The following is a 19,490-nucleotide window of genomic DNA, read 5'->3' as shown; positions in this document are numbered from 1 at the left end:
CTGGGTGCGGGAAGTCGGGAGGTCGGGGGCCGGGGCGGGGCCGGTTACGGGCGCTTGGCGAAGCCGGGCACGCGGCGCTTCTTGTAGGACGGGCCGGTCGAGACCTCGCGCGTGGTGCGGTAGCGGGCCAGCGTGCCCAGGCCGGGGCCGCCCTCGTCGTCGCCGCTGGCGGCGGTCACCGGGTCGCGCCCGAAGCGGCGGCCGACGAGCATGACCAGCGGCACCACGAAGGGCGCCAGCAGCAGGTCGTACAGCAGGGCGCTGATCACCAGGCCGCCGAGGCCGACGTGCCGGGCGGCGGTGTCGCCGACGAGGGCGCCGACCATCGCGTAGAGCAGGGTGGAGGCGACCGCCGCGGCGGCCACCACCAGCAGCGCGCTGGAGACGGACCGCTGGCGGCCGTGCTCCGGGCGCAGCAGCCCGGCGGCGTAGCCCATCAGGCAGAGCACCAGGGCGTAGCGGCCGATCGCGTGGTCGGAGGGCGGGGCGAGGTCGGCCAGCAGGCCGGCCGAGAAGCCGACCAGGCAGCCGCCGGACGGCCCGTAGACCATGGCGAGGCCGACCACGACGAGCAGCAGTATGTCCGGGGTGGCCCCCGGCAGCTGGAGCCGCCCGAAGACGCTGACCTGCAGGATCAGGCCGAGCAGGATCAGGACGGCGGAGACGGGGATGCGGGCGAGGCGCATGGCTCAGTTCCCCCCAGTGGGCTTGGCGGGCGGGGCGGCGGAGGCGGCCGGGGCCTGTCCCTGGGCGGGTGCGGCGGCCGGGCTCTGGGCCTGGGCCGGCGGCAGGACGCCGTCGCGCGGGTCGGTGCGCGGCGGTACGACCACCACGCCGACCAGGTCCAGCCGGGTGAACTGGACGAAGGGCTCGACCATGATGGTCTTGGTCAGCTGGCCCGGGGTGGCCTCGACTTCGACCACCTTGCCGACCGGCACGCCGGGCACGAAGGGGCGGCCGCTCTGCGAGCCGAAGGTGACCAGCCGGTCGCCGTTCTTGACCTGGGCCTTGCCGTTGAGCAGCGAGACCTTCATCGGGCTGGTGCCGCCGCCGGAGGCGAAGCCGATCTCGCCGCTGCCCTCCAGCCGGGTGCCGGCCGAGAAGCCGGGGTCGGAGGCGAGCAGCACGGTGGCGGTGGTCGGGGCGACGGTGGTGATCCGGCCGACCAGGCCCTGTCCGTTGATGACGGTCATGTCGCGGGCGAGTCCGTCGTCGCTGCCGGCGTCGATGGTGATGGTCCAGGAGAAGCCCTGGGCCGGGCCGATCGCGATGACCTGGGCGGCCTTGACGGTGTAGCCGCCGGTACCGGCGGTGCGCAGCAGGTCGTCGAGCTGCTTGGTGCGCCCGGTGGCCATGTCGGAGGAGGCCAGCTTCTGCCGCAGTTCGGTGTTCTCGCGGGCGAGCTGGTCGGTGCGGCCGCTGTCGGTGGCGGCGTCGCGGAAGGCGCGGACGGTGTCGGCGACGGGGTCGACGACGGTGGCGGCGCCCCGTTCGACCGGGCCGAGGACGCTGGCGGCGGCGTGCCGGGCGCCGCCGAGCGGGGAGTCCTCACCGCCCTTGATGTCCACGGTGATGAGTGCGAAGGCGACCGCCACCAGCAGGATGAGCAGCAGCCGGCTCTCTCGTGTGTCCCTCACGGTGCTGGTACTGCCCCTTCGTACCTGGCCGGCCGCCCGGGCTGTGGGGCTCGGGCGGCGGCCCGTTCAGTTGAGTGTCGGATGTCTCGTCGGTGCTAACGGCGCGGCTGGGCGTCCAGTACCTGCTGGAGCGCCTCGAACTCCTCGACGCACTTGCCGGAGCCGAGCGCGACGGAGTCGAGCGGGTTCTCGGCGATGTGGATCGGCATGCCGGTCTCGCGGCGCAGCCGCTCGTCGAGGCCGCGCAGCAGGGCGCCGCCGCCGGTGAGCACGATGCCGCGGTCCATGACGTCGCCGGCCAGCTCGGGCGGGCACTGGTCGAGGGTGGTCTTCACCGCGTCGATGATCGAGTTGACCGGTTCGTCGATGGCCTCGCGGACCTCGGCGGCGGAGATGACCACGGTCTTGGGCAGGCCGCTGACGAGGTCGCGGCCGCGGATCTCGGCGTGCTCGTCCTTCTCGCCCTCCAGGCCGAAGGCGCTGCCGATGCTCATCTTGATCTGCTCGGCGCTGCGCTCGCCGAGGAGCAGCGAGTACTCCTTCTTGATGTGCTGGACGATCGCGTTGTCCAGTTCGTCGCCGGCGACCCGGATGGACTGGGCGGTGACGATGCCGCCGAGGGAGATGACGGCGACCTCGGTGGTGCCGCCGCCGATGTCGACGACCATGTTGCCGGTGGCCTCGTGGACGGGCAGGCCTGCGCCGATGGCGGCGGCCATCGGTTCCTCGATGATGTGGACCTGGCGGGCGCCGGCCTGGGAGGAGGCCTCGATGACGGCGCGGCGCTCGACGCCGGTGATGCCGGAGGGGACGCAGACCACGACCCGCGGGCGGGCGAGGTAGCGGCGGCGGTGGATCTTGAGGATGAAGTAGCGGAGCATCCGCTCGGTGATCTCGAAGTCGGCGATCACGCCGTCCTTGAGCGGGCGGATGGCGACGATGTTGCCCGGGGTGCGGCCGATCATCTTCTTGGCCTCGGCGCCGACCGCGAGGATGCCGCCGGTGTTGGTGTTCACCGCGACGACGGACGGCTCGTTGAGGACGATCCCCTTGCCCCGGACGTACACCAGCGTGTTGGCAGTTCCAAGGTCGATCGCCAAGTCGCGGCCGATGAACGACAGGTTGCTCGCCATGGGGTGAGGTGCCTTCCCGGGCTCGGAGTTCATGGGGGGTGGACGAGAGCGCGCGCCCGCACGGGGGCGGAGACCAGCTGAGCTGCCTTACCGGGCCCTTGAGTCGCGTCCATCGTAGTCACGCCGCGCGGTACGGACGTCGACGTGGGGCATACCGTCCATTGTCCGGAGCGTGATCGCTTCTCCGAGCATTGGGACGCCGTGTCGGCGCCCCTGGTTGCTTATTTCACGATAAGAATGCCCCGGCCGGGCCAATGGTCCCGACCGGGGCAGCCCCGAGGTCCCCGGGCGTGTCGCCCGGACCGGCTCAGGCGTGGGCCGGGAAGAAGATCTTGATCTCGCGCTCGGCCGACTCCGGGGAGTCCGAGGCGTGGATCAGGTTCTCGCGGGTGATCGTCGCGTAGTCGCCGCGGATGGTACCGGCGCCGGCCTCCAGCGGGTTGGTCGCACCGGCCAGCATCCGGATGCCCTTCACGACCTCCTCGCCCTCGACGATCAGGGCGATCGACGGGCCGGAGGTCATGAACTCCAGCAGCGGCTCGTAGAACGGGCGCCCGACGTGCTCCTCGTAGTGCTGCTCCAGCGTCGCCCGGTCGAAGGTGCGCAGCTCGGCCGCGGTGAGCCGCCAGCCGGCCTTGCGCTCGATGCGGCTGATGATCTCGCCGGCCAGGCCGCGGCGGACGGCGTCGGGCTTGAGCAGGACCAGAGTGCGCTGGGACACGGTGCGTCTCCTGGGGATTCGGTTCGGCGGAAGTCGGTTCGACGAGCGGGGGCCGACACGCCAGAGGTTACCTTGCGTGAGCGGCGGGTCCGCCCGCTGGTCCGGACCTTCAGACGCCGGCGACGGCCGCCTCCGCGGCCGCGCGGGCGGCCTTGAACGCGTCCACCTTGCGGCCGTAGTGCACCGAGCACCACCACAGGCCGGCGAAGACCAGGCCGAGCACGAACATCGTCGGCAGGACGAGGCCGCTGGCGACCAGTCCGATCTGGAGCGCCCAGCCGATCTGGACCGCACCGGGCCGGTTGATCATGCCGCAGAGCAGCACGCACAGCGCCATCGCGATGCCGCTGACGATCCACACGGTGGCGGTGGAGACGTCGGAGAGCTGCATCGCGACCAGCGCGGCGAACATGATCAGCAGCGCCTCGCCGATCAGCGTCGAGGAACAGAGCGTCCTCATGTCACTTCCTCCCGAGCAGCAGGCGGGCCTCGCCCACCGTGATGACCGAACCGGTGACCAGCACCCCGGCACCGCCGAGGTCGCCCTCCTCCTCGGCGAGGGTGACGGCGGCGGCGATGGCGTCGTCGAGCCGCGGCTCGACCTGGACGCGGTCCTCGCCGAAGACCTCGACGGCGAGGGCGGCCAGCGCGTCGACGTCCATCGCGCGGTGGGTGGAGTTCTGGGTGATGACGACCTCGGCGAGGATCGGCTCGAAGGCCTCCAGCACGCCGGCCACGTCCTTGTCGCCGGAGGTGCCGATCACGCCGACGAGCCGGGTGAAGCCGAAGGACTCGCCGAGGGCGGCGACGGTGGCGCGGGCGCCGTGCGGGTTGTGCGCGGCGTCCAGGATGATCGTGGGGCTGCGCCGGACGACCTCCAGGCGGCCCGGCGAGGAGACGCCGGAGAAGCCCTGGCGGATCTTGTCGGGGTCGAGCTGCCCGCCGCGGGCGCCGCCGACGCCGAAGAAGGCCTCGACCGCCGCCAGCGCCAGCGCCGCGTTGTGCGCCTGGTGCTCGCCGTGCAGCGGGATGAAGACGTCCTCGTACTCCTCGCCGCCGAGCCCACGCAGCGTCACCAGCTGCCCGCCGATGGCGAGCTCACGGCGGATCACGCCGAACTCCATGCCCTCGCGGGCGACGGTGGCGTCCACCTCGACGGCGCGCCGCAGGATGTTCTGGGCGGCGTCCAGCTGCTGCTGGGCGACGACGGCGACGGCCCCCGACTTGATGATCCCGGACTTCTCGACCGCGATCTCGCCGGTGGTCCCGCCGAGCTTGTCGGTGTGGTCCAGCCCGATCGGGGTGATCACGGCGACGGCGGAGTCGATGACGTTGGTGGCGTCCCAGGAGCCGCCCATGCCGACCTCGACCACGGCGACGTCCACCGGGGCGTCGGCGAAGGCGGCGTAGGCCATGCCGGTCAGCACCTCGAAGAAGGACATCGGCACGGGCTGCTGGGCGTCGACCATCTGCACGTAGGGCTCGATGTCGCGGTAGACCTCGACGAAACGCTCGGGGGTGATCGGGGCGCCGTCGAGACTGATCCGCTCGGTGACGGTCTCCACGTGCGGGCTGGTGTAGCGGCCGGTGCGCAGCTCGAAGGTGTTGAGCAGCTGCTCGATCATCCGGGCGGTGGAGGTCTTGCCGTTGGTGCCGGTGATGTGGATGGAGGGGAAGGACCGCTGGGGCTGGCCCAGGATGTCCATCAGCGCCTCGATCCGGTCGAGCGAGGGCTCCAGCTTGTTCTCCGGCCAGCGCTTGGAGAGCTCCACCTCGACGTCGCGCAGGGCGTCGCCGGTGTCGCCGTCGGCGGGGCGGAGGGTGTACGGGTTCGGGTCGGCCTTGTCGCTCACGACCACAGTCTACGGAGCGGTGGCGGGCGGTCCTCACGGGGTGAGAACGGCCACTTTGGGCGGTGTTTCCAGTTTGCCCCCTTTACTATTGATTTGGCGATTTGATCCGCAACGAAGCATCGATTCGCACCCCGAGGAGTCACTCCGCCTTTGATTCACGAGGAGAACCGCGCCATGCCCGACGCCCTGCACGACTGGATCGTGCTCCGCCAGGACTCCGTGGTCTGGTTAGCCGGACTCGTCTCGCTGGCCCTCGTCGGCTACATGGCCTTCGTCTTCGCGCGCTTCCTCGTGTACTGGGCCGGCTCCCGGCACGCCTTCCGGCACGACCGGCCCGCCGAGCCCGGCGACCCCGCGGCCTTCCAGTGGCACCTGGTGATCCCCTGCCGCGACGAGGAGGCCGTGGTCGCCCAGACCCTGGCCGGACTGCGCGAGAGCGCACCCGAGGCCCACCTCTGGGTGATCGACGACGACAGCGAGGACGCCACCCGCGAGCTGGTGCTCGCCGCCGCGGCCCACGACGACCGCGTCCACCTCGTCCAGCGCCGCCGCCCGCACGCCCGGATCGGCAAGGGCGCCGCCCTCAACGCCGCCTACCGCGAGATCTCCGCCCGGCTCCCCGCCTCGGCCGACCGCTCGCGCGTGGTGATCGGCGTCGTCGACGCCGACGGGCGGCTCGACCCCGGCACCCTCGCCCGGGTCTGCAACGCCAAGGCGCTCGGCCGCCCCGACACCGGCGCCGTCCAGATCGGCGTGCGCATGCGCAACGCCGACGACGAACTCCCGCTGCCCGGCCGCGGCCGCGCCGCCAACGCGCTCGCCCGCGCCCTGGTCCGGATGCAGGACGTCGAGTTCCAGGCCAACAACGCCGGCATGCAGCTGCTGCGCCGCCGCACCGGCAGCGTCGGCCTCGGCGGCAACGGCCAGTTCGTCCGCCTCACCGCGCTCGACGCGCTCACCGCCGAGGAGGGCCGGGCCGGCCGCCCCTGGCCCGAGCGCGCCCTGCTGGAGGACTACGAGTCCGGCCTCGACCTCCGGCTGGCCGGCTGGCGGCTCACCCACGTCACCGAGACCCAGGTCTCCCAGGAGGGCCTGGTCTCGCTGCGCCGCTTCCTCACCCAGCGCACCCGCTGGGCCCAGGGCAACATGCAGTGCCTGCGGTACACCGGCCGGGTGCTGCGCTCCCCCCACTACACCCCGGCCGGCAAGGCCGAGGTGCTGTACACCTTCCTGCAGCCGGTGGTCTGCGTGCTGCTCGTCCTGCTGACCCCGCTCTCGCTCGCGATCACGGCGGCCGGACTGGTGCTCTTCCCCGCGGAGACCGCCGACTTCCAGCTCCGGTTCGGGCCGTACATGCTGCTGGCCTTCGTGATCGCCACCCTGCCGATGGTCTTCTGGGGCTTCGCCTACCGCCGGCTCGTCCACCCCGACCGCAGCCGGCTCACCGGGCTGCTCTGGGGCGTCCTGGTCTGGCTGTACGCCTACCACCTGTTCGTCGTCGCCACCCGGGCCGCCGTCCGGATCGCGCTCGGCCGCAACGGCTGGGCCAAGACCCGGCGCAACGCCGAGAAGGTCGCCCTCGGCGCCCCCACCGCACTCGAGTCCTGAGCCGGCCCCACCGCCCCGGCCCCCGCCAGGCCCCCCGAGCCCCCGACCCCCGCGGAGCCCTCCCCCATGAGCACCTGTCTTCCCCCCGCCAGCGTCGCCGTCGTCCTCGGCACCCGCCCCGAGCTGGTCAAGCTCGCCCCGCTGATCCACGAGCTGGGCGACGCGACCCGCCTGGTGCACACCGGCCAGCACTGGGACGAGGCCATGTCCGGCCGCTTCCTGCGCGACCTGGACCTGCCCCGTCCGGAGCTGCTGACCGGCGTCGGCGGCCGCCCGCGGGCGGGCCAGATCGCCCAGTCCCTCGGCCAGCTGGACGCCGCCTTCGCCGAGGACCGACCCGCCGCCGTGGTCGTCCAGGGCGACACCAACGCCACCCTCGCCGGGGCGCTGGCGGCCAACGCCCGCGGGATCCCGCTGGTGCACGTCGAGGCCGGGCTGCGCAGCTTCGACCGGGCGATGCCCGAGGAGCACAACCGGGTGATGGTCGACCACGTCGCCGACCTGCTCTGTGCCGCCACCGGGGACAACGTCGCCAACCTGCGCGCCGAGTCGCTCGCCGAGGAGCGGATCGCCCTCACCGGCAACACCGTCGTCGAGGTGGTCCGCCGCCAGCTGCCGGACGGCGCCACCCGCGCCGCACTGCTCGCCGCCCACGGGCTGCGGCCGGACGCCTACGTGCTGGCCACCGTGCACCGCCCGGAGAACACCGACACCGCCGGGGCGCTCGGCGCCGTGCTGGCCGAGCTGGACCGGATCGCCCGGGCCGGCACCCCGGTGCTGTTCCCGATGCACCCGCGCACCCGGGCCGCCGTCGAACGCTTCGGCCTGGAGCGGCTGCTGGACCGGCTCGCCGTCACCGGGCCGGTCCGCTACGCCGACTTCCTCGGCCTGGCGCGCCACGCCGCGCTGCTCGTCTCCGACTCCGGCGGCGTGCAGGAGGAGTGCACCGTCCTCGGCCGCCCGCTGCTCGTGGTGCGCCGCTCGACCGAGCGCCCGGAGGCGGTCGCGGCGGGCTTCGCCGCGCTGGTGGGCCCCGGCGAGGAGCTCGGCGAGCTGGCCCGGGCCTGGCTGGCCGACACCCCCGAACGGCTCGCCCGGCTCGCGGCCACCCCGAGCCCGTACGGCGACGGCCTCGCGTCGGCCCGGATCGCCGCGCTGACCGCCGCCGCCGCCGAGTCGGCCGACGACGCGGTACAGCTGGCGGCCGCGTAGCGCCCTCTTGACAGCCGGATTGGTCTACTCCACCTTGTGAGGCAAGTCTCCTTCCCCGACAGGGACTTGAGTTGTCGGTAGCTCCCACACGCGCACCATCGACACCCCGGACGGCATCCCACCCCCACCACCGGGACGCCGCCGGGCCTCCCCCACCGGAGATGGAGTCATGCCACCTTTCCGACACCGGCGCCCACGCGCCGGCCGCTCCCTGCTCGCCGGGGCCTGCGCCATGGCCCTGGGCCTGACCGGGCTCCTCCTCGCCACCGGCCCCGGCGCCCGCGCCGCCGACCCCGACCTGATCACCAACGGCGGCTTCGAGACCGGCACCCCGGCCGGCTGGACCTGCGGCAGCGGCGCCGTCCAGAGCACCACCGTGCACTCCGGCCGCTACGCCCTGCAGTCCACCCCCGGGGCGGGCGACACCGGCGAGTGCACCCAGACCGTCGCCGTGAAGCCCTCCTCGACGTACACCCTCGCCTCCTGGGTCCAGGGCTCGTACGTCTACCTGGGCGCCCGCGGCACCGGCGGCACCGACCCCAGCACCTGGACCACCTCGGCGGGCTGGGGCCGGCTCAGCACCGGCTTCACCACCGGCCCGAGCACCACCAGCGTCACCGTCTACCTGCACGGCTGGTACGGGCAGCCCGCCTTCCTGGCCGACGACGTGTCACTCATCGGCCCCGGCAGGCCGCAGCCCTCGCAGAGCCCGACCACCACCACGTCCCCCAGCCCGACCGCGACCGGCAGCCCCTCCCCCACCGGCACCGTCAGTGGCAGCCCCACCGCGACCGCCACCGGCAGCCCGACCGCGACCTCGACCGGCCGGCCCCCCGGCCTGCCCAAGCACATCCTCACCGGCTACTGGCAGAACTTCGACAACGGCGCCACCGTCCAGCGGATCAGCGACGTCCCGGCGGCCTACGACGTCATCGCGGTCTCCTTCGCGGACGCCACCGCCACCCGGGGCGGCCTGAGCTTCACCCTCGACCCCGCGCTCTCCACCCGCCTCGGCGGCTACACCGACGCCCAGTTCAAGGCCGACATCGCGGCCAAGCGGGCGGCCGGCAAGCGCGTGGTGCTCTCGGTCGGCGGGCAGAACGGCACCGTGTGGGTGGGCGACGCGGCCTCCGCCGCGACCTTCACCAGCACCGCCTGGGCGCTGATGCAGTCCTACGGCTTCGACGGGATCGACATCGACCTGGAGAACGGGGTCAACGCCGCCTACCTGGGCCAGGCACTGCACGCCCTGGCGGCGAAGGCCGGCACCGGATTCGTCCTCACCATGGCTCCGCAGACGATCGACATGCAGTCGACCGGCACGGAGTACTTCAAGCTGGCGCTGAACGTGAAGGACGTCCTCACCATCGTCAACATGCAGTACTACAACTCCGGCGCGATGAACGGCTGCGACGGGAACGTCTACTCGCAGGGCACCGAGAACTTCCTCACCGCCCTGGCCTGCATCCAGCTCAAGGGCGGGCTGCGGCCCGACCAGGTCGGGATCGGGGTGCCCGCGTCCACCAGCGCGGCGGGCGGCGGGTACGTCGCCGCGAGCACCGTCGCCAACGCCCTGGACTGCCTGGCGGCCGGCACCGCCTGCGGCAGCTACCGGCCGGACACCACCTGGCCCGGCATCGGCGGGGCGATGACCTGGTCCACCAACTGGGACGCCCGGGCGGGCAACCCGGTCGCCACCACCATCGGCGCGCACCTGCACGCCATGCCCTGACGGCGGCGGGCCCGGGGCGGGGCCCTCAGACCCCGGCCCGGGCCTCCGGGACGTGCACCGCGCCCCCGTGACGGCGGCGCAGCTCGGCCGTGATCTCGGCCAGTTCGCCCTCGGGCAGCAGCGGCAGCATCATCGCCACGCCCTGCAGCAGACCGCCGAGCAGGAAGGTGGTGTCGGCCGTCGAGGCGACCAGCCCGCGCACCTCCGCCACCTCGCCGGCCGCCACCGCCTCGATCAGCCGGGCCGCGTCCGCGCTCTCCTCGTCCACCGCGACGGCACCGCTGTCGGCCGGGGCGCGCCGGGCCATCGCCCGCAGCACCCGGTCGCCGACCTCGGGGGCGTACGCCTTGCGGACGGCCTCGGCGGCGATCCAGGCGAGCAGGGTGGTCACCTCGCGCCCGGCGTGCTCGGCGAACAGCTGGTCCAGCTCGCGGTCGAAAGCGAGCTGGTTGCCGTGCCGGAAGGCGAGCAGCAGGGTCGCCGCCCTGACCTTGGCCTCCTCGACCGCCTCGGCAGGCAGTTCGTCGGCCAACTCCTCGGTCACCACCACGCCATGCCCTCCCGTCCGTCCGTTCAGCAGAAACGCTCCGCACAAACGCTCAGCGGAAACTCCGAGCACACCGTACACATCCGACCTGCAAACTTCCGCGAACCCGCGCGGGCAAGACCGGAATGAATTCGCTCGGAATAAGACCTCACCCGGTCCAGGATGAATATTCGCCGGAAGGGAGCAATGTTGCTGCGCTATTAGGCGTAACGGGAACGGCCGCGGCCCGGCCGGGGCATCCGTGCCGGGTATCCGGCCGGGTCGCCGGGCCGGGGAACGCCGAGGGGCCGCACCCCGCGCGTCGCGGAGTGCGGCCCCTCACCGGCCGGTACGGGCTCAGCCCTGCGGCAGCGCCGCGAGCTGGGCGGTGATCCGGGCGATGTCGGCCTCGGCGGCCTCCTGGCGGACCTTGATCTTGGCGACCACCTCGTCCGGCGCCTTGGCGAGGAACGCCTCGTTGCCGAGCTTGGCGGTGGTCTGCGCCTTCTCCTTCTCGGCGACCGCGAGGTCCTTGGCGAGGCGCTTGCGCTCCGCCGCGACGTCGATGGTGCCCGAGAGGTCGAGCGAGACGGTGGCGCCGGCGACCGGCAGCGAGGCGGTGGCCACGAAGCCCTCCTCCGGGACGGTCAGCCGCAGCAGCGAGCGGATCGCGTCCTCGTGGACGGCCAGCACGGTGCCGTCCAGCTCCAGCTTCGCCGGGACGCGCTGGCGGTCCTTGAGGCCCTGGCTCACGGCGAACCTGCGGACCTCGGTGACCACCTGCTGCAGCGTGGCGATCTCGGCCTCGGCCGCGGCGTCGCGGTAGCCGCTGTCGGTCGGCCAGTCGGCGATGACGACGGACTCCGCACCGGTGAGCGTGGTCCACAGCGTCTCGGTGACGAAGGGCACGATCGGGTGCAGCAGCCGCAGCGTGACGTCCAGGACCTCACCGAGCACCCGGCGCGCGGCGTCGGCCTGCGGGCCGCCCTTGGCCAGGGTGGTCTTGGAGAGCTCGACGTACCAGTCGAAGACCTCGTCCCACGCGAAGTGGTAGAGCGCCTCGGACAGCTTGGAGAACTGGTAGTCCTCGTACAGCCCGTCCACCTCGGCGACGGTGCTGTTGAGCCGCGACAGGATCCAGCGGTCGGCCGCGGTCAGCTCCTCCGGCGCGGGCAGCGGGCCCTCGACGGTGGCGCCGTTCATCAGCGCGAAGCGGGTGGCGTTCCAGATCTTGTTGGCGAAGTTGCGGGCCGCCTGGACCCAGTCCTCGCCGATCGGGACGTCGACGCCCGGGTTGGCACCGCGCGCCAGCGTGAAGCGCAGCGCGTCGGAGCCGTACTTGTCCATCCAGTCCAGCGGGTTGACGACGTTGCCGAAGGACTTCGACATCTTCTTGCCGTTCTGGTCACGGACCATGCCGTGCAGCGCGATGGTGTGGAACGGCGGGGTGCCGTCCATCGCGTAGAGGCCGAACATCATCATCCGGGCGACCCAGAAGAAGAGGATGTCGTACCCGGTGACCAGGACGGAGTTCGGGTAGAACTTCGCCAGGCTCTCGGTCTGCTCGGGCCAGCCGAGCGTGGAGAACGGCCACAGGCCGGAGGAGAACCAGGTGTCCAGGACGTCGGTGTCCTGGTGCCAGCCCTCGCCGGCGGGCGGCTGCTCGTCCGGTCCGACGCAGACGACCTCGCCGTTCGGGCCGTACCAGACCGGGATCCGGTGGCCCCACCACAGCTGGCGCGAGATGCACCAGTCGTGCAGGTTGTCGACCCAGTCGAAGTAGCGCTTCTCCATCTCCTGCGGGTGGATCTTGACCTTGCCGTCGCGGACCGCGTCGCCCGCGGCCTTGGCGAGCGGGCCGACCTTGACCCACCACTGCATGGACAGCCGCGGCTCGATGGTGGTCTTGCAGCGCGAGCAGTGGCCGACCGAGTGGACGTACGGGCGCTTCTCGGCGACGATCCGGCCCTCGGCGCGCAGCGCGGCGACGATCGCCGAGCGGGCCTCCAGGCGGTCCAGGCCGAGGAAGGGGCCGTGCACGGTGATGACCGCGTGCTCGTCCATGACGGCGATGTTCGGCAGGTCGTGCCGCTGGCCGATCTCGAAGTCGTTCGGGTCGTGGGCGGGCGTCACCTTGACGGCGCCGGTGCCGAACTCCGGGTCGACGTGGGCGTCGGCGACGACCGGGATGCGACGGCCGGTCAGCGGCAGCTCGATCTCGGTGCCGACCAGGTGCCGGTAGCGCTCGTCCTCCGGGTGGACGGCCACGGCCGTGTCGCCCAGCATCGTCTCGGCGCGGGTGGTGGCCACGACGATCGAGGCGTCGCCCTCGCCGTAGCGGATCGAGACCAGCTCGCCGTCGTCGTCCTGGTACTCCACCTCGATGTCCGAGATGGCGGTGAGGCAGCGCGGGCACCAGTTGATGATGCGCTCGGCGCGGTAGATCAGCTCGTCGTCGAAGAGCTTCTTGAAGATGGTCTGGACGGCCTGGGACAGGCCCTCGTCCATGGTGAAGCGCTCGCGGGACCAGTCCACGCCGTCCCCGAGGCGGCGCATCTGGCCGGAGATCTGGCCGCCGGACTCCGCCTTCCACTTCCAGACGCGCTCGACGAAGGCCTCCCGGCCCAGGTCGTGGCGGGACTTGCCCTCCTTGGCGAGCTCGCGCTCGACCACGTTCTGGGTGGCGATGCCGGCGTGGTCCATGCCGGGCTGCCACAGCGCCTCGAAGCCCTGCATCCGCTTGCGGCGGACCAGCGCGTCGATCAGCGTGTGCTCGAAGGCGTGGCCCAGGTGCAGGCTGCCGGTGACGTTCGGCGGAGGGATGACGACGGTGAACGGGGGCTTGTCGCTCTTCGCGTCGGCGGCGAAGTAGCCACGCTCCACCCAGCGCTCGTACAGCTCGCCCTCTACGTCCGCTGGGGTGTAGGTCGTCGGGAGGGTTGCTGCTTCGTCCCCGGTGGTGCTCACGGGGCGCTGGTTCGTCGTGTCGGTCACGACGCACAGTTTACGTAACCGCGGGCACGTGTTACGAACCGCTTTCGCCCCTCGGACGCGAGCCGCCCGAACGGGTCGCCGCCGGGCGCCGTGCGGTACCGTTCCCGGACACTCGTCCGGTTTGCGGCACGGGTACGGAGCAGATCCACACCATGACAGGCCGCGGGTGCGGCGGGGGAGCACAGACGCAGATGTACGGCCAGGGACAGCAGTATCCGCAGGGACAGCCCCAGCAGCCGTACGGGGGACAGCCCCCGTACGGCCCGCCGCAGCCGCAGCAGCCGTACGGCGCGCCGCAGCCCCAGTACGGCTACCCGCCGCAGGGCGGCCAGCCGTACGGCGCGCCCCAGCAGCCCTACGGCGCCCCGCAGCAGCCGTACGGCGTGCCGCCGCAGGCCCCGTACGGCCAGCCGGGCTACCCGGCCCCGCCGAAGAAGGGGAAGACCGGTCTGGTGGTCGGCCTGGTGGTCGGTGCGCTGGTGCTGGGCGGCGGCGGCTTCGCCGCGTGGAAGTTCATGGCCGGCGACTCCGGCGGCAACTACAAGATCTCCGCGCCGCAGTCGCTGCCGGACGGCTACGTCCAGAAGTCCTCCAAGGAGGAGGCCGTCGACCCGAGCAAGGCCGAGGCCGCGAAGTTCGGCAAGAACCTCACCGCGCTGGCGACCAGCTACGCCAAGGGCTCGGACCCGCTCGACACGCTCTCGATCCTCGGCGTCTACGGGGACATCAGCGACCCGGGGCAGGTCATCGACGACTCCAAGAAGGACAGCGGCGGCGCGACCTGGTCCACCCCGCTGACCGACTACCCGGCGCAGGACGCCCACAGCTCCTCGGCGCGGCTCGCCTGCGGTGTGGTCAGCGTCATCGCGGGCAAGGCCGGGCCGACGATCTGCGTGTGGGCGGACAACTCCACCACCGGCCGGATCACCTTCAGCAAGGTCAGCCTGACCGGCGGCGCGCAGGGGATCACCCCGGCGCAGGCGGCCGACAAGGCCCGGGCGATCCGCGACGCGATGAAGGTCGCCAAGTAGCCCGCCGGGCCGGCCGGCGGCGACGCCGCACCGGCCCGGAACGAGCAGGGGCCCCGCACCGTCCGGTGCGGGGCCCCTCTCCGTCCGGAGGGCGGGTCAGGCGCTCTTCTCGCGCCGCTCGCGCTTGATCATGTCGCGCGGGACGAGGGTGGGGATGGCGTGCTTGGAGACGACGTCCCCGGTGACCACCACGCGGGCGACGTCCTGACGCGAGGGCACCTCGTACATCACGGACATCAGCACCTCCTCCATGATGGCCCGCAGACCGCGCGCGCCGGTCCCGCGCAGGATCGCCTGGTCGGCGATCGCCTCCAGCGCGTCGCGGGAGAACTCCAGCTCCACGCCGTCCAGTTCGAAGAGCTTGCGGTACTGCTTGACCAGCGCGTTCTTCGGCTCGGTGAGGATCTGCAGGAGCGCCTCGCGGTCCAGGTTGTGCACGCTGGTGATGACCGGCAGACGGCCGATGAACTCGGGGATCATCCCGAACTTCACCAGGTCCTCGGGCATCACCTGACGGAAGTGGTCGCTGGCGTCCGACTCCCGCTTGGAGCGGATGTTGGCGCCGAAGCCGATGCCCTTGGCGCCGGCCCGGCCCTCGATGATCCGCTCCAGGCCGGCGAACGCGCCGCCGACGATGAACAGCACGTTGGTGGTGTCGATCTGGATGAACTCCTGGTGCGGGTGCTTGCGCCCGCCCTGCGGCGGCACCGAGGCGGTGGTGCCCTCCAGGATCTTCAGCAGCGCCTGCTGCACGCCCTCGCCGGAGACGTCCCGGGTGATCGACGGGTTCTCGCTCTTGCGGGCGACCTTGTCGATCTCGTCGATGTAGATGATCCCCGTCTCGGCCTTCTTGACGTCGTAGTCGGCCGCCTGGATCAGCTTGAGCAGGATGTTCTCGACGTCCTCGCCGACGTACCCGGCCTCGGTCAGCGCGGTGGCGTCCGCGATCGCGAACGGCACGTTGAGCATCCGGGCGAGGGTCTGCGCCAGCAGCGTCTTGCCGGAGCCGGTGGGGCCCAGCAGCAGGATGTTCGACTTGGCCAGCTCGATGGCGTCCTCGCGGCCGTTGCCGCCGCTGCGGCCCGCCTCACCGGCCTGGACCCGCTTGTAGTGGTTGTAGACGGCGACCGACAGCGCCTTCTTGGCGAGGTCCTGACCGACCACGTACTGGTCCAGGAACTCGTAGATCTCCCGCGGCTTCGGCAGTTCCTCGAAGCGCACCTCGGAGGTCTCGGCGAGTTCCTCCTCGATGATCTCGTTGCACAGGTCGATGCACTCGTCGCAGATGTACACGCCTGGGCCGGCGATCAGCTTCTTCACCTGCTTCTGCGACTTGCCGCAGAACGAGCACTTGAGCAGGTCGCCACCGTCTCCGATGCGTGCCACGAGGTGCTTCCCCTTCGCCAGGGGCCCCGCAGGGGTTCCGGGGCCTGGTGCTGTGGACCGTCAACGCCGTCGGCGATCGGTCTCGCTATCCGACGGTACTCTGCCGGGCCCCTGATTCCGTCCTCTTCGCCGGGTCTGCCCTACGCCCTGGGCGAATTGATACCGAACAGATGCCGTGACGGAGGCCGCCGATGAGCCGGAGCGGGGCGCGCGGACTCGATGCGCGCCCCGCTCCGGAGGGTGCCGGCCTCAGGAGGTCAGCGAGGTCTTGCGGGTGGAGATGATCTGGTCGATCAGGCCGTACTCGACGGCCTCCTCGGCGGTCAGGATCTTGTCGCGCTCGATGTCCTCGCGCACCTGCTCGACCGACTTGCTGGAGTGCTTGGAGAGCATCTCCTCCAGCTGCTCGCGCATCCGGAAGATCTCCTTGGCCTGGATCTCCAGGTCGGACACCTGGCCGCGGCCGGTCTCGGTGTACGGCTGGTGGATCAGGATACGGGCGTTCGGCAGCGCCATCCGCTTGCCGGGGGTGCCGGCGGCGAGCAGCACGGCCGCGGCGGAGGCCGCCTGGCCCATGCAGACCGTGGTGATGTCCGGCTTCACGTACTGCATCGTGTCGTAGATGGCCGTCAGGGCCGTGAACGAGCCGCCGGGCGAGTTGATGTACATCTGGATCTCGCGGTCCGGGTCCATCGACTCGAGGCAGAGCAGCTGCGCCATGATGTCGTTCGCCGAGACGTCGTCGACCTGCGAGCCGAGGAAGATGATGCGCTCCTCGAACAGCTTCGCGTACGGGTCGTACTCGCGGATGCCCTGCGTGGTGCGCTCGACGAAGCGCGGGACGATGTAACGGCCCTCGGCACGCATGTCCTCGACGCGGGCCTGGGCGGCCGACAGGCTGGGGATGTTCATGGGGGTCCTTGTCCTCCGGGGCGTTGTGGCTGTGGTGTCGTGGGCCGGGCCGAGGCTCAGGCGCCCGTGCCGCCGCCGCCGGGGACGTCCGCGGCGCTGTGCATGATCGCGTCGATCAGGCCGTACTCCAGGGCCTCCTCCGGCGTGAACCAGCGGTCGCGGTCGGAGTCCCGGGTGATCTGCTCGAAGGACTGGCCGCTGTGGAAGGCGATCAGCTCGGACATCCGCTTCTTGGTGCGGAGCAGCTGCTCGGCCTGGATGCGGATGTCGGTGGCCGAGCCGCCGAGGCCGGCGGAGGGCTGGTGCATCAGGATGTTGGCGTTCGGCAGCGAGAAGCGCTTGCCCTTGGCGCCCGCGGTCAGCAGGAACTGGCCCATCGAGGCCGCCATGCCCATCGCGATGGTGACGACGTCGTTCTTGATGTACTGCATGGTGTCGTAGATCGCCATGCCCGCGGAGATCGAGCCGCCCGGGGAGTTGATGTAGAGGAAGATGTCCTTTTCCGGGTCCGCGGCCAGCAGCAGCAGCTGGGCGGTGATCTTGTTGGCGATGTCGTCGTCGACCTGCTGGCCGAGGAAGATGATCCGCTCGTTGAGCAGCCGGTTGTACACCTGGTCGCCCAGGCCGCCGAGCACGTCACCAGAGGCGGCGTGCGGCGCCATCGGGCCAGGCATCTGCATCTGCGGGAACGTCACTTAGCCACCTGCTCAGTCGATTTGGACGGTCGCTCCGCGACCGTCACGGTGTCGCACAGCTTCCGGGTATCACGTCGTGATTGTTGCTGTCCAAGGACCCTAACGCGCAGGCCGGGCCGCAGAATCCCTCACGCAGAACTGTTCGCTGTGAGCGCAGGGTCGCGCGCCCCGCCCCGGGCGGAATGACGCGGAATGACAGCGGGCCCGGACACCGTACGGCGTCCGGGCCCACTGCGCGCCTCAGGGGCTACCGGGGCGATCAGGCCTCGGTCTTCTCCTCGGCGGAGGTCTCCTCGGCGGCGGCCTCGACGGTCTCGGCCGTCTCGTCCTCGTCGTCGAAGTTGATCTCGTTGCCCTCGGTGTCGACGACCTTGGCGGCCTCGACCACGGTGGCCAGCGCCTTGCCGCGGGCGACCTCGCCGACCAGCAGCGGCACCTGGCCACCCTGGACGACCTGCTGCGCGAACTGGTCCGGGGTGAGGCCCGAGCCGGCGGCGCGGCGGATGAGGTGCTCGGTCAGCTCCTCCTGGTTAACACCCAGCTCCTCGTCGGCGACGATCTGGTCCAGGACGAACTGGGTCTTGATGCCCTTCTTCGCCTGCTCCTCGATCTCCGCGTCCCACTCCTCGCGGGTCTTGCCCTGGGTCTCCAGGTAGGAGTCGATGTTCAGGCCCATCGGCTCGAGCTGGTGGTGCTCGAGGTTGTGCTTGCGGGTCTGGATCTCGTCCGCGAGCAGCTTCTCGGGGAACTCGATCTCGACCAGGCCGAGCAGCGCGTCCAGCACCTTCTCCTGGGCCTGGGTGGCCTGGTCGTACTCCTTCATGCGCTCCAGGCGCTTGCGGGAGTCGGCGCGCAGGTCCTCCAGGGTGTCGAACTCGCTCGCCAGCTGGGCGAACTCGTCGTCCAGCTCCGGCAGCTCCTTCTCCTGGACGGCGGTGACGGTGACGGTGACCTCGGAGGTCTTGCCCGCCTGGGTGCCGCCCTTGAGCTCGGTGGCGAAGGTGGCGGTGCCACCGGCCTCCAGGCCGGTCACGGCCTCGTCGATGCCGTCGATCAGACGGCCCGAGCCGATCTCGTAGCTGACGCCGGTGGCGGTGCCGTCCTCCGGCACCTCACCGTCGACCTTGGCCTCGAGGTCGACGACCACGATGTCGCCGGCGGCCGCGGCGCGCTCGACGTCCTTGACCGAGGAGAAGCGCTCGCGCAGCTGCTCCAGGGACTTCTCGACGTCCTCGTCGGAGACGGCGATCGGGTCGACGGTCACCTCGATGGAGGCGAAGTCGGGGAGGGTGATCTCCGGGCGGATGTCCACCTCGGCGGTGAACTTCAGGTCACCGCCGTCGGCGATCTTCTCGACACCCTCGATGTTGGTGATGTCGGGCTGGCCGAGGACCTCGATCTTGCCCTCGTCGACGGCCTGCGTGTAGAAGCGCGGCAGGGCGTCGTTGACGGCCTCCTCCAGCACGGCGCCACGGCCGAAACGCTGGTCGATGACGCGAGCCGGGATCTTGCCCTTGCGGAAGCCCGGAACCGTGACCTGCTGGTTGATCTTCTTGTACGCCGCGTCGAGGCTGGGCTTGAGCTCCTCGAAGGGCACCTCGACGGTGAGTCGAACCCGGGTCGGGTTCAGAGTCTCGACGGCGCTCTTCACGGTTAGGTCTCCTATGGGCTTGCGGTCAGGTTGCCTCCGCCGTCCCCATGCGGCCGGCCGGGGCCGTACGAGCGGGTCGGGCGAGACGGGCGATGGGCGGTTGGAGCTGCATCTCCCGCGGGGGTCGGACGGTGAGGTTGACTCCTCGCCCTCGGGCGGTGGACCTGGGTTGGGACCGCAGGGACTACCGCCAGCGCCCCATCCTACCGGTACCACGAAAGGCGGACGCCAGACGCCACCTCGTCACCCACACAGAACAGGGCCCCGCCCCCTGGACGAGACCCTGCCGCACTGTCGGGGTGACCGGATTCGAACCGACGGCCTTCCGCTCCCAAAGCGGACGCGCTACCAAACTGCGCCACACCCCGTGGTGCCGAGAGGAAGCGTACACGCCGGGCC

16 protein-coding genes and 1 tRNA gene are annotated in these 19,490 nt (G+C 71.4%); 4 read left to right on the top strand and 13 right to left on the bottom strand.

Annotation, left to right across the window (positions count from 1 at the left end; translation table 11 throughout):
* Positions 1-44: 44 nt before the first annotated feature.
* The 6 genes from mreD to AB0N04_RS18650 all read right to left on the bottom strand — a co-directional run bounded on the left by mreD (position 45) and on the right by AB0N04_RS18650 (position 5,344).
* The gene (gene mreD / locus AB0N04_RS18675) at positions 45-686 is read right to left on the bottom strand and encodes a rod shape-determining protein MreD (RefSeq protein ID WP_360211560.1); all 642 of its coding nucleotides are present in this window, start codon (positions 684-686) and stop codon (positions 45-47) included.
* Between the two features lie 3 nt (positions 687-689).
* Positions 690-1,637 (bottom strand): rod shape-determining protein MreC, encoded by a 948-nt coding sequence (gene mreC / locus AB0N04_RS18670; protein WP_360211562.1) that lies wholly within the window; start codon positions 1,635-1,637, stop codon positions 690-692.
* 95 nt (positions 1,638-1,732) lie between these two features.
* Positions 1,733-2,758, bottom strand: coding sequence for a rod shape-determining protein (locus AB0N04_RS18665; protein ID WP_030256393.1), 1,026 nt, complete (start codon positions 2,756-2,758; stop codon positions 1,733-1,735).
* Positions 2,759-3,077: 319 nt separating this feature from the next.
* Complete coding sequence (ndk, locus tag AB0N04_RS18660; RefSeq protein WP_360211564.1) at positions 3,078-3,491, bottom strand: nucleoside-diphosphate kinase; 414 nt, start codon at positions 3,489-3,491, stop codon at positions 3,078-3,080.
* A 109-nt stretch (positions 3,492-3,600) separates the two neighbouring features.
* Positions 3,601-3,951 (bottom strand): DUF4233 domain-containing protein, encoded by a 351-nt coding sequence (locus AB0N04_RS18655; protein ID WP_360211566.1) that lies wholly within the window; start codon positions 3,949-3,951, stop codon positions 3,601-3,603.
* Between the two features lies 1 nt (position 3,952).
* Positions 3,953-5,344 (bottom strand): folylpolyglutamate synthase/dihydrofolate synthase family protein, encoded by a 1,392-nt coding sequence (locus tag AB0N04_RS18650; protein WP_360211568.1) that lies wholly within the window; start codon positions 5,342-5,344, stop codon positions 3,953-3,955.
* Between the two features lie 174 nt (positions 5,345-5,518).
* On the opposite strand from AB0N04_RS18650, the gene AB0N04_RS18645 reads away from it, so the two are divergent.
* From AB0N04_RS18645 to AB0N04_RS18635, 3 genes are all read left to right on the top strand, one after another.
* On the top strand, positions 5,519-6,952 hold the full coding sequence (locus AB0N04_RS18645) for a glycosyltransferase family 2 protein (protein WP_360211570.1): 1,434 nt from the start codon (positions 5,519-5,521) through the stop codon (positions 6,950-6,952).
* A gap of 66 nt (positions 6,953-7,018) precedes the next feature.
* Positions 7,019-8,164, top strand: a complete 1,146-nt coding sequence (gene wecB, locus AB0N04_RS18640) for a UDP-N-acetylglucosamine 2-epimerase (non-hydrolyzing) (RefSeq protein WP_360211572.1) — start codon at positions 7,019-7,021, stop codon at positions 8,162-8,164.
* A gap of 169 nt (positions 8,165-8,333) precedes the next feature.
* On the top strand, positions 8,334-9,896 hold the full coding sequence (locus AB0N04_RS18635; protein ID WP_360211574.1) for a glycosyl hydrolase family 18 protein: 1,563 nt from the start codon (positions 8,334-8,336) through the stop codon (positions 9,894-9,896).
* A gap of 25 nt (positions 9,897-9,921) precedes the next feature.
* Here AB0N04_RS18635 and AB0N04_RS18630 read toward each other — a convergent pair whose 3' ends face one another.
* Together AB0N04_RS18630 and AB0N04_RS18625 are read right to left on the bottom strand one after the other, a co-directional pair.
* The gene (locus AB0N04_RS18630; protein ID WP_360211576.1) at positions 9,922-10,446 is read right to left on the bottom strand and encodes a hypothetical protein; all 525 of its coding nucleotides are present in this window, start codon (positions 10,444-10,446) and stop codon (positions 9,922-9,924) included.
* A 333-nt stretch (positions 10,447-10,779) separates the two neighbouring features.
* A complete protein-coding gene (locus AB0N04_RS18625) occupies positions 10,780-13,416 on the bottom strand; it encodes a valine--tRNA ligase (protein WP_360211578.1) in 2,637 nt (878 codons plus the stop codon).
* A gap of 191 nt (positions 13,417-13,607) precedes the next feature.
* Here AB0N04_RS18625 and AB0N04_RS18620 point away from each other — a divergent pair, with 191 nt between their 5' ends.
* Positions 13,608-14,447 (top strand): hypothetical protein, encoded by an 840-nt coding sequence (locus AB0N04_RS18620; protein ID WP_360211580.1) that lies wholly within the window; start codon positions 13,608-13,610, stop codon positions 14,445-14,447.
* A gap of 96 nt (positions 14,448-14,543) precedes the next feature.
* On the opposite strand, the gene clpX is transcribed toward AB0N04_RS18620, so the two are convergent.
* From clpX to AB0N04_RS18595, 5 genes are all read right to left on the bottom strand, one after another.
* Positions 14,544-15,833, bottom strand: coding sequence for an ATP-dependent Clp protease ATP-binding subunit ClpX (gene clpX, locus AB0N04_RS18615; RefSeq protein WP_063347569.1), 1,290 nt, complete (start codon positions 15,831-15,833; stop codon positions 14,544-14,546).
* Between the two features lie 249 nt (positions 15,834-16,082).
* A complete protein-coding gene (locus tag AB0N04_RS18610) occupies positions 16,083-16,745 on the bottom strand; it encodes an ATP-dependent Clp protease proteolytic subunit (RefSeq protein WP_359975274.1) in 663 nt (220 codons plus the stop codon).
* Between the two features lie 56 nt (positions 16,746-16,801).
* Positions 16,802-17,419 (bottom strand): ATP-dependent Clp protease proteolytic subunit, encoded by a 618-nt coding sequence (locus AB0N04_RS18605; protein WP_360211667.1) that lies wholly within the window; start codon positions 17,417-17,419, stop codon positions 16,802-16,804.
* A gap of 280 nt (positions 17,420-17,699) precedes the next feature.
* Positions 17,700-19,091 (bottom strand): trigger factor, encoded by a 1,392-nt coding sequence (gene tig / locus AB0N04_RS18600; protein WP_360211582.1) that lies wholly within the window; start codon positions 19,089-19,091, stop codon positions 17,700-17,702.
* Positions 19,092-19,385: 294 nt separating this feature from the next.
* Positions 19,386-19,459, bottom strand: a tRNA-Pro gene (locus AB0N04_RS18595).
* Positions 19,460-19,490 lie beyond the last annotated feature (31 nt).

Origin of the sequence: Kitasatospora sp. NPDC051702 (genome assembly GCF_040681575.1) — a bacterium.
Classification (GTDB): Bacteria; Actinomycetota; Actinomycetes; order Streptomycetales; family Streptomycetaceae; genus Kitasatospora.
This window is presented reverse-complemented; position numbering and strand designations above follow the sequence as displayed.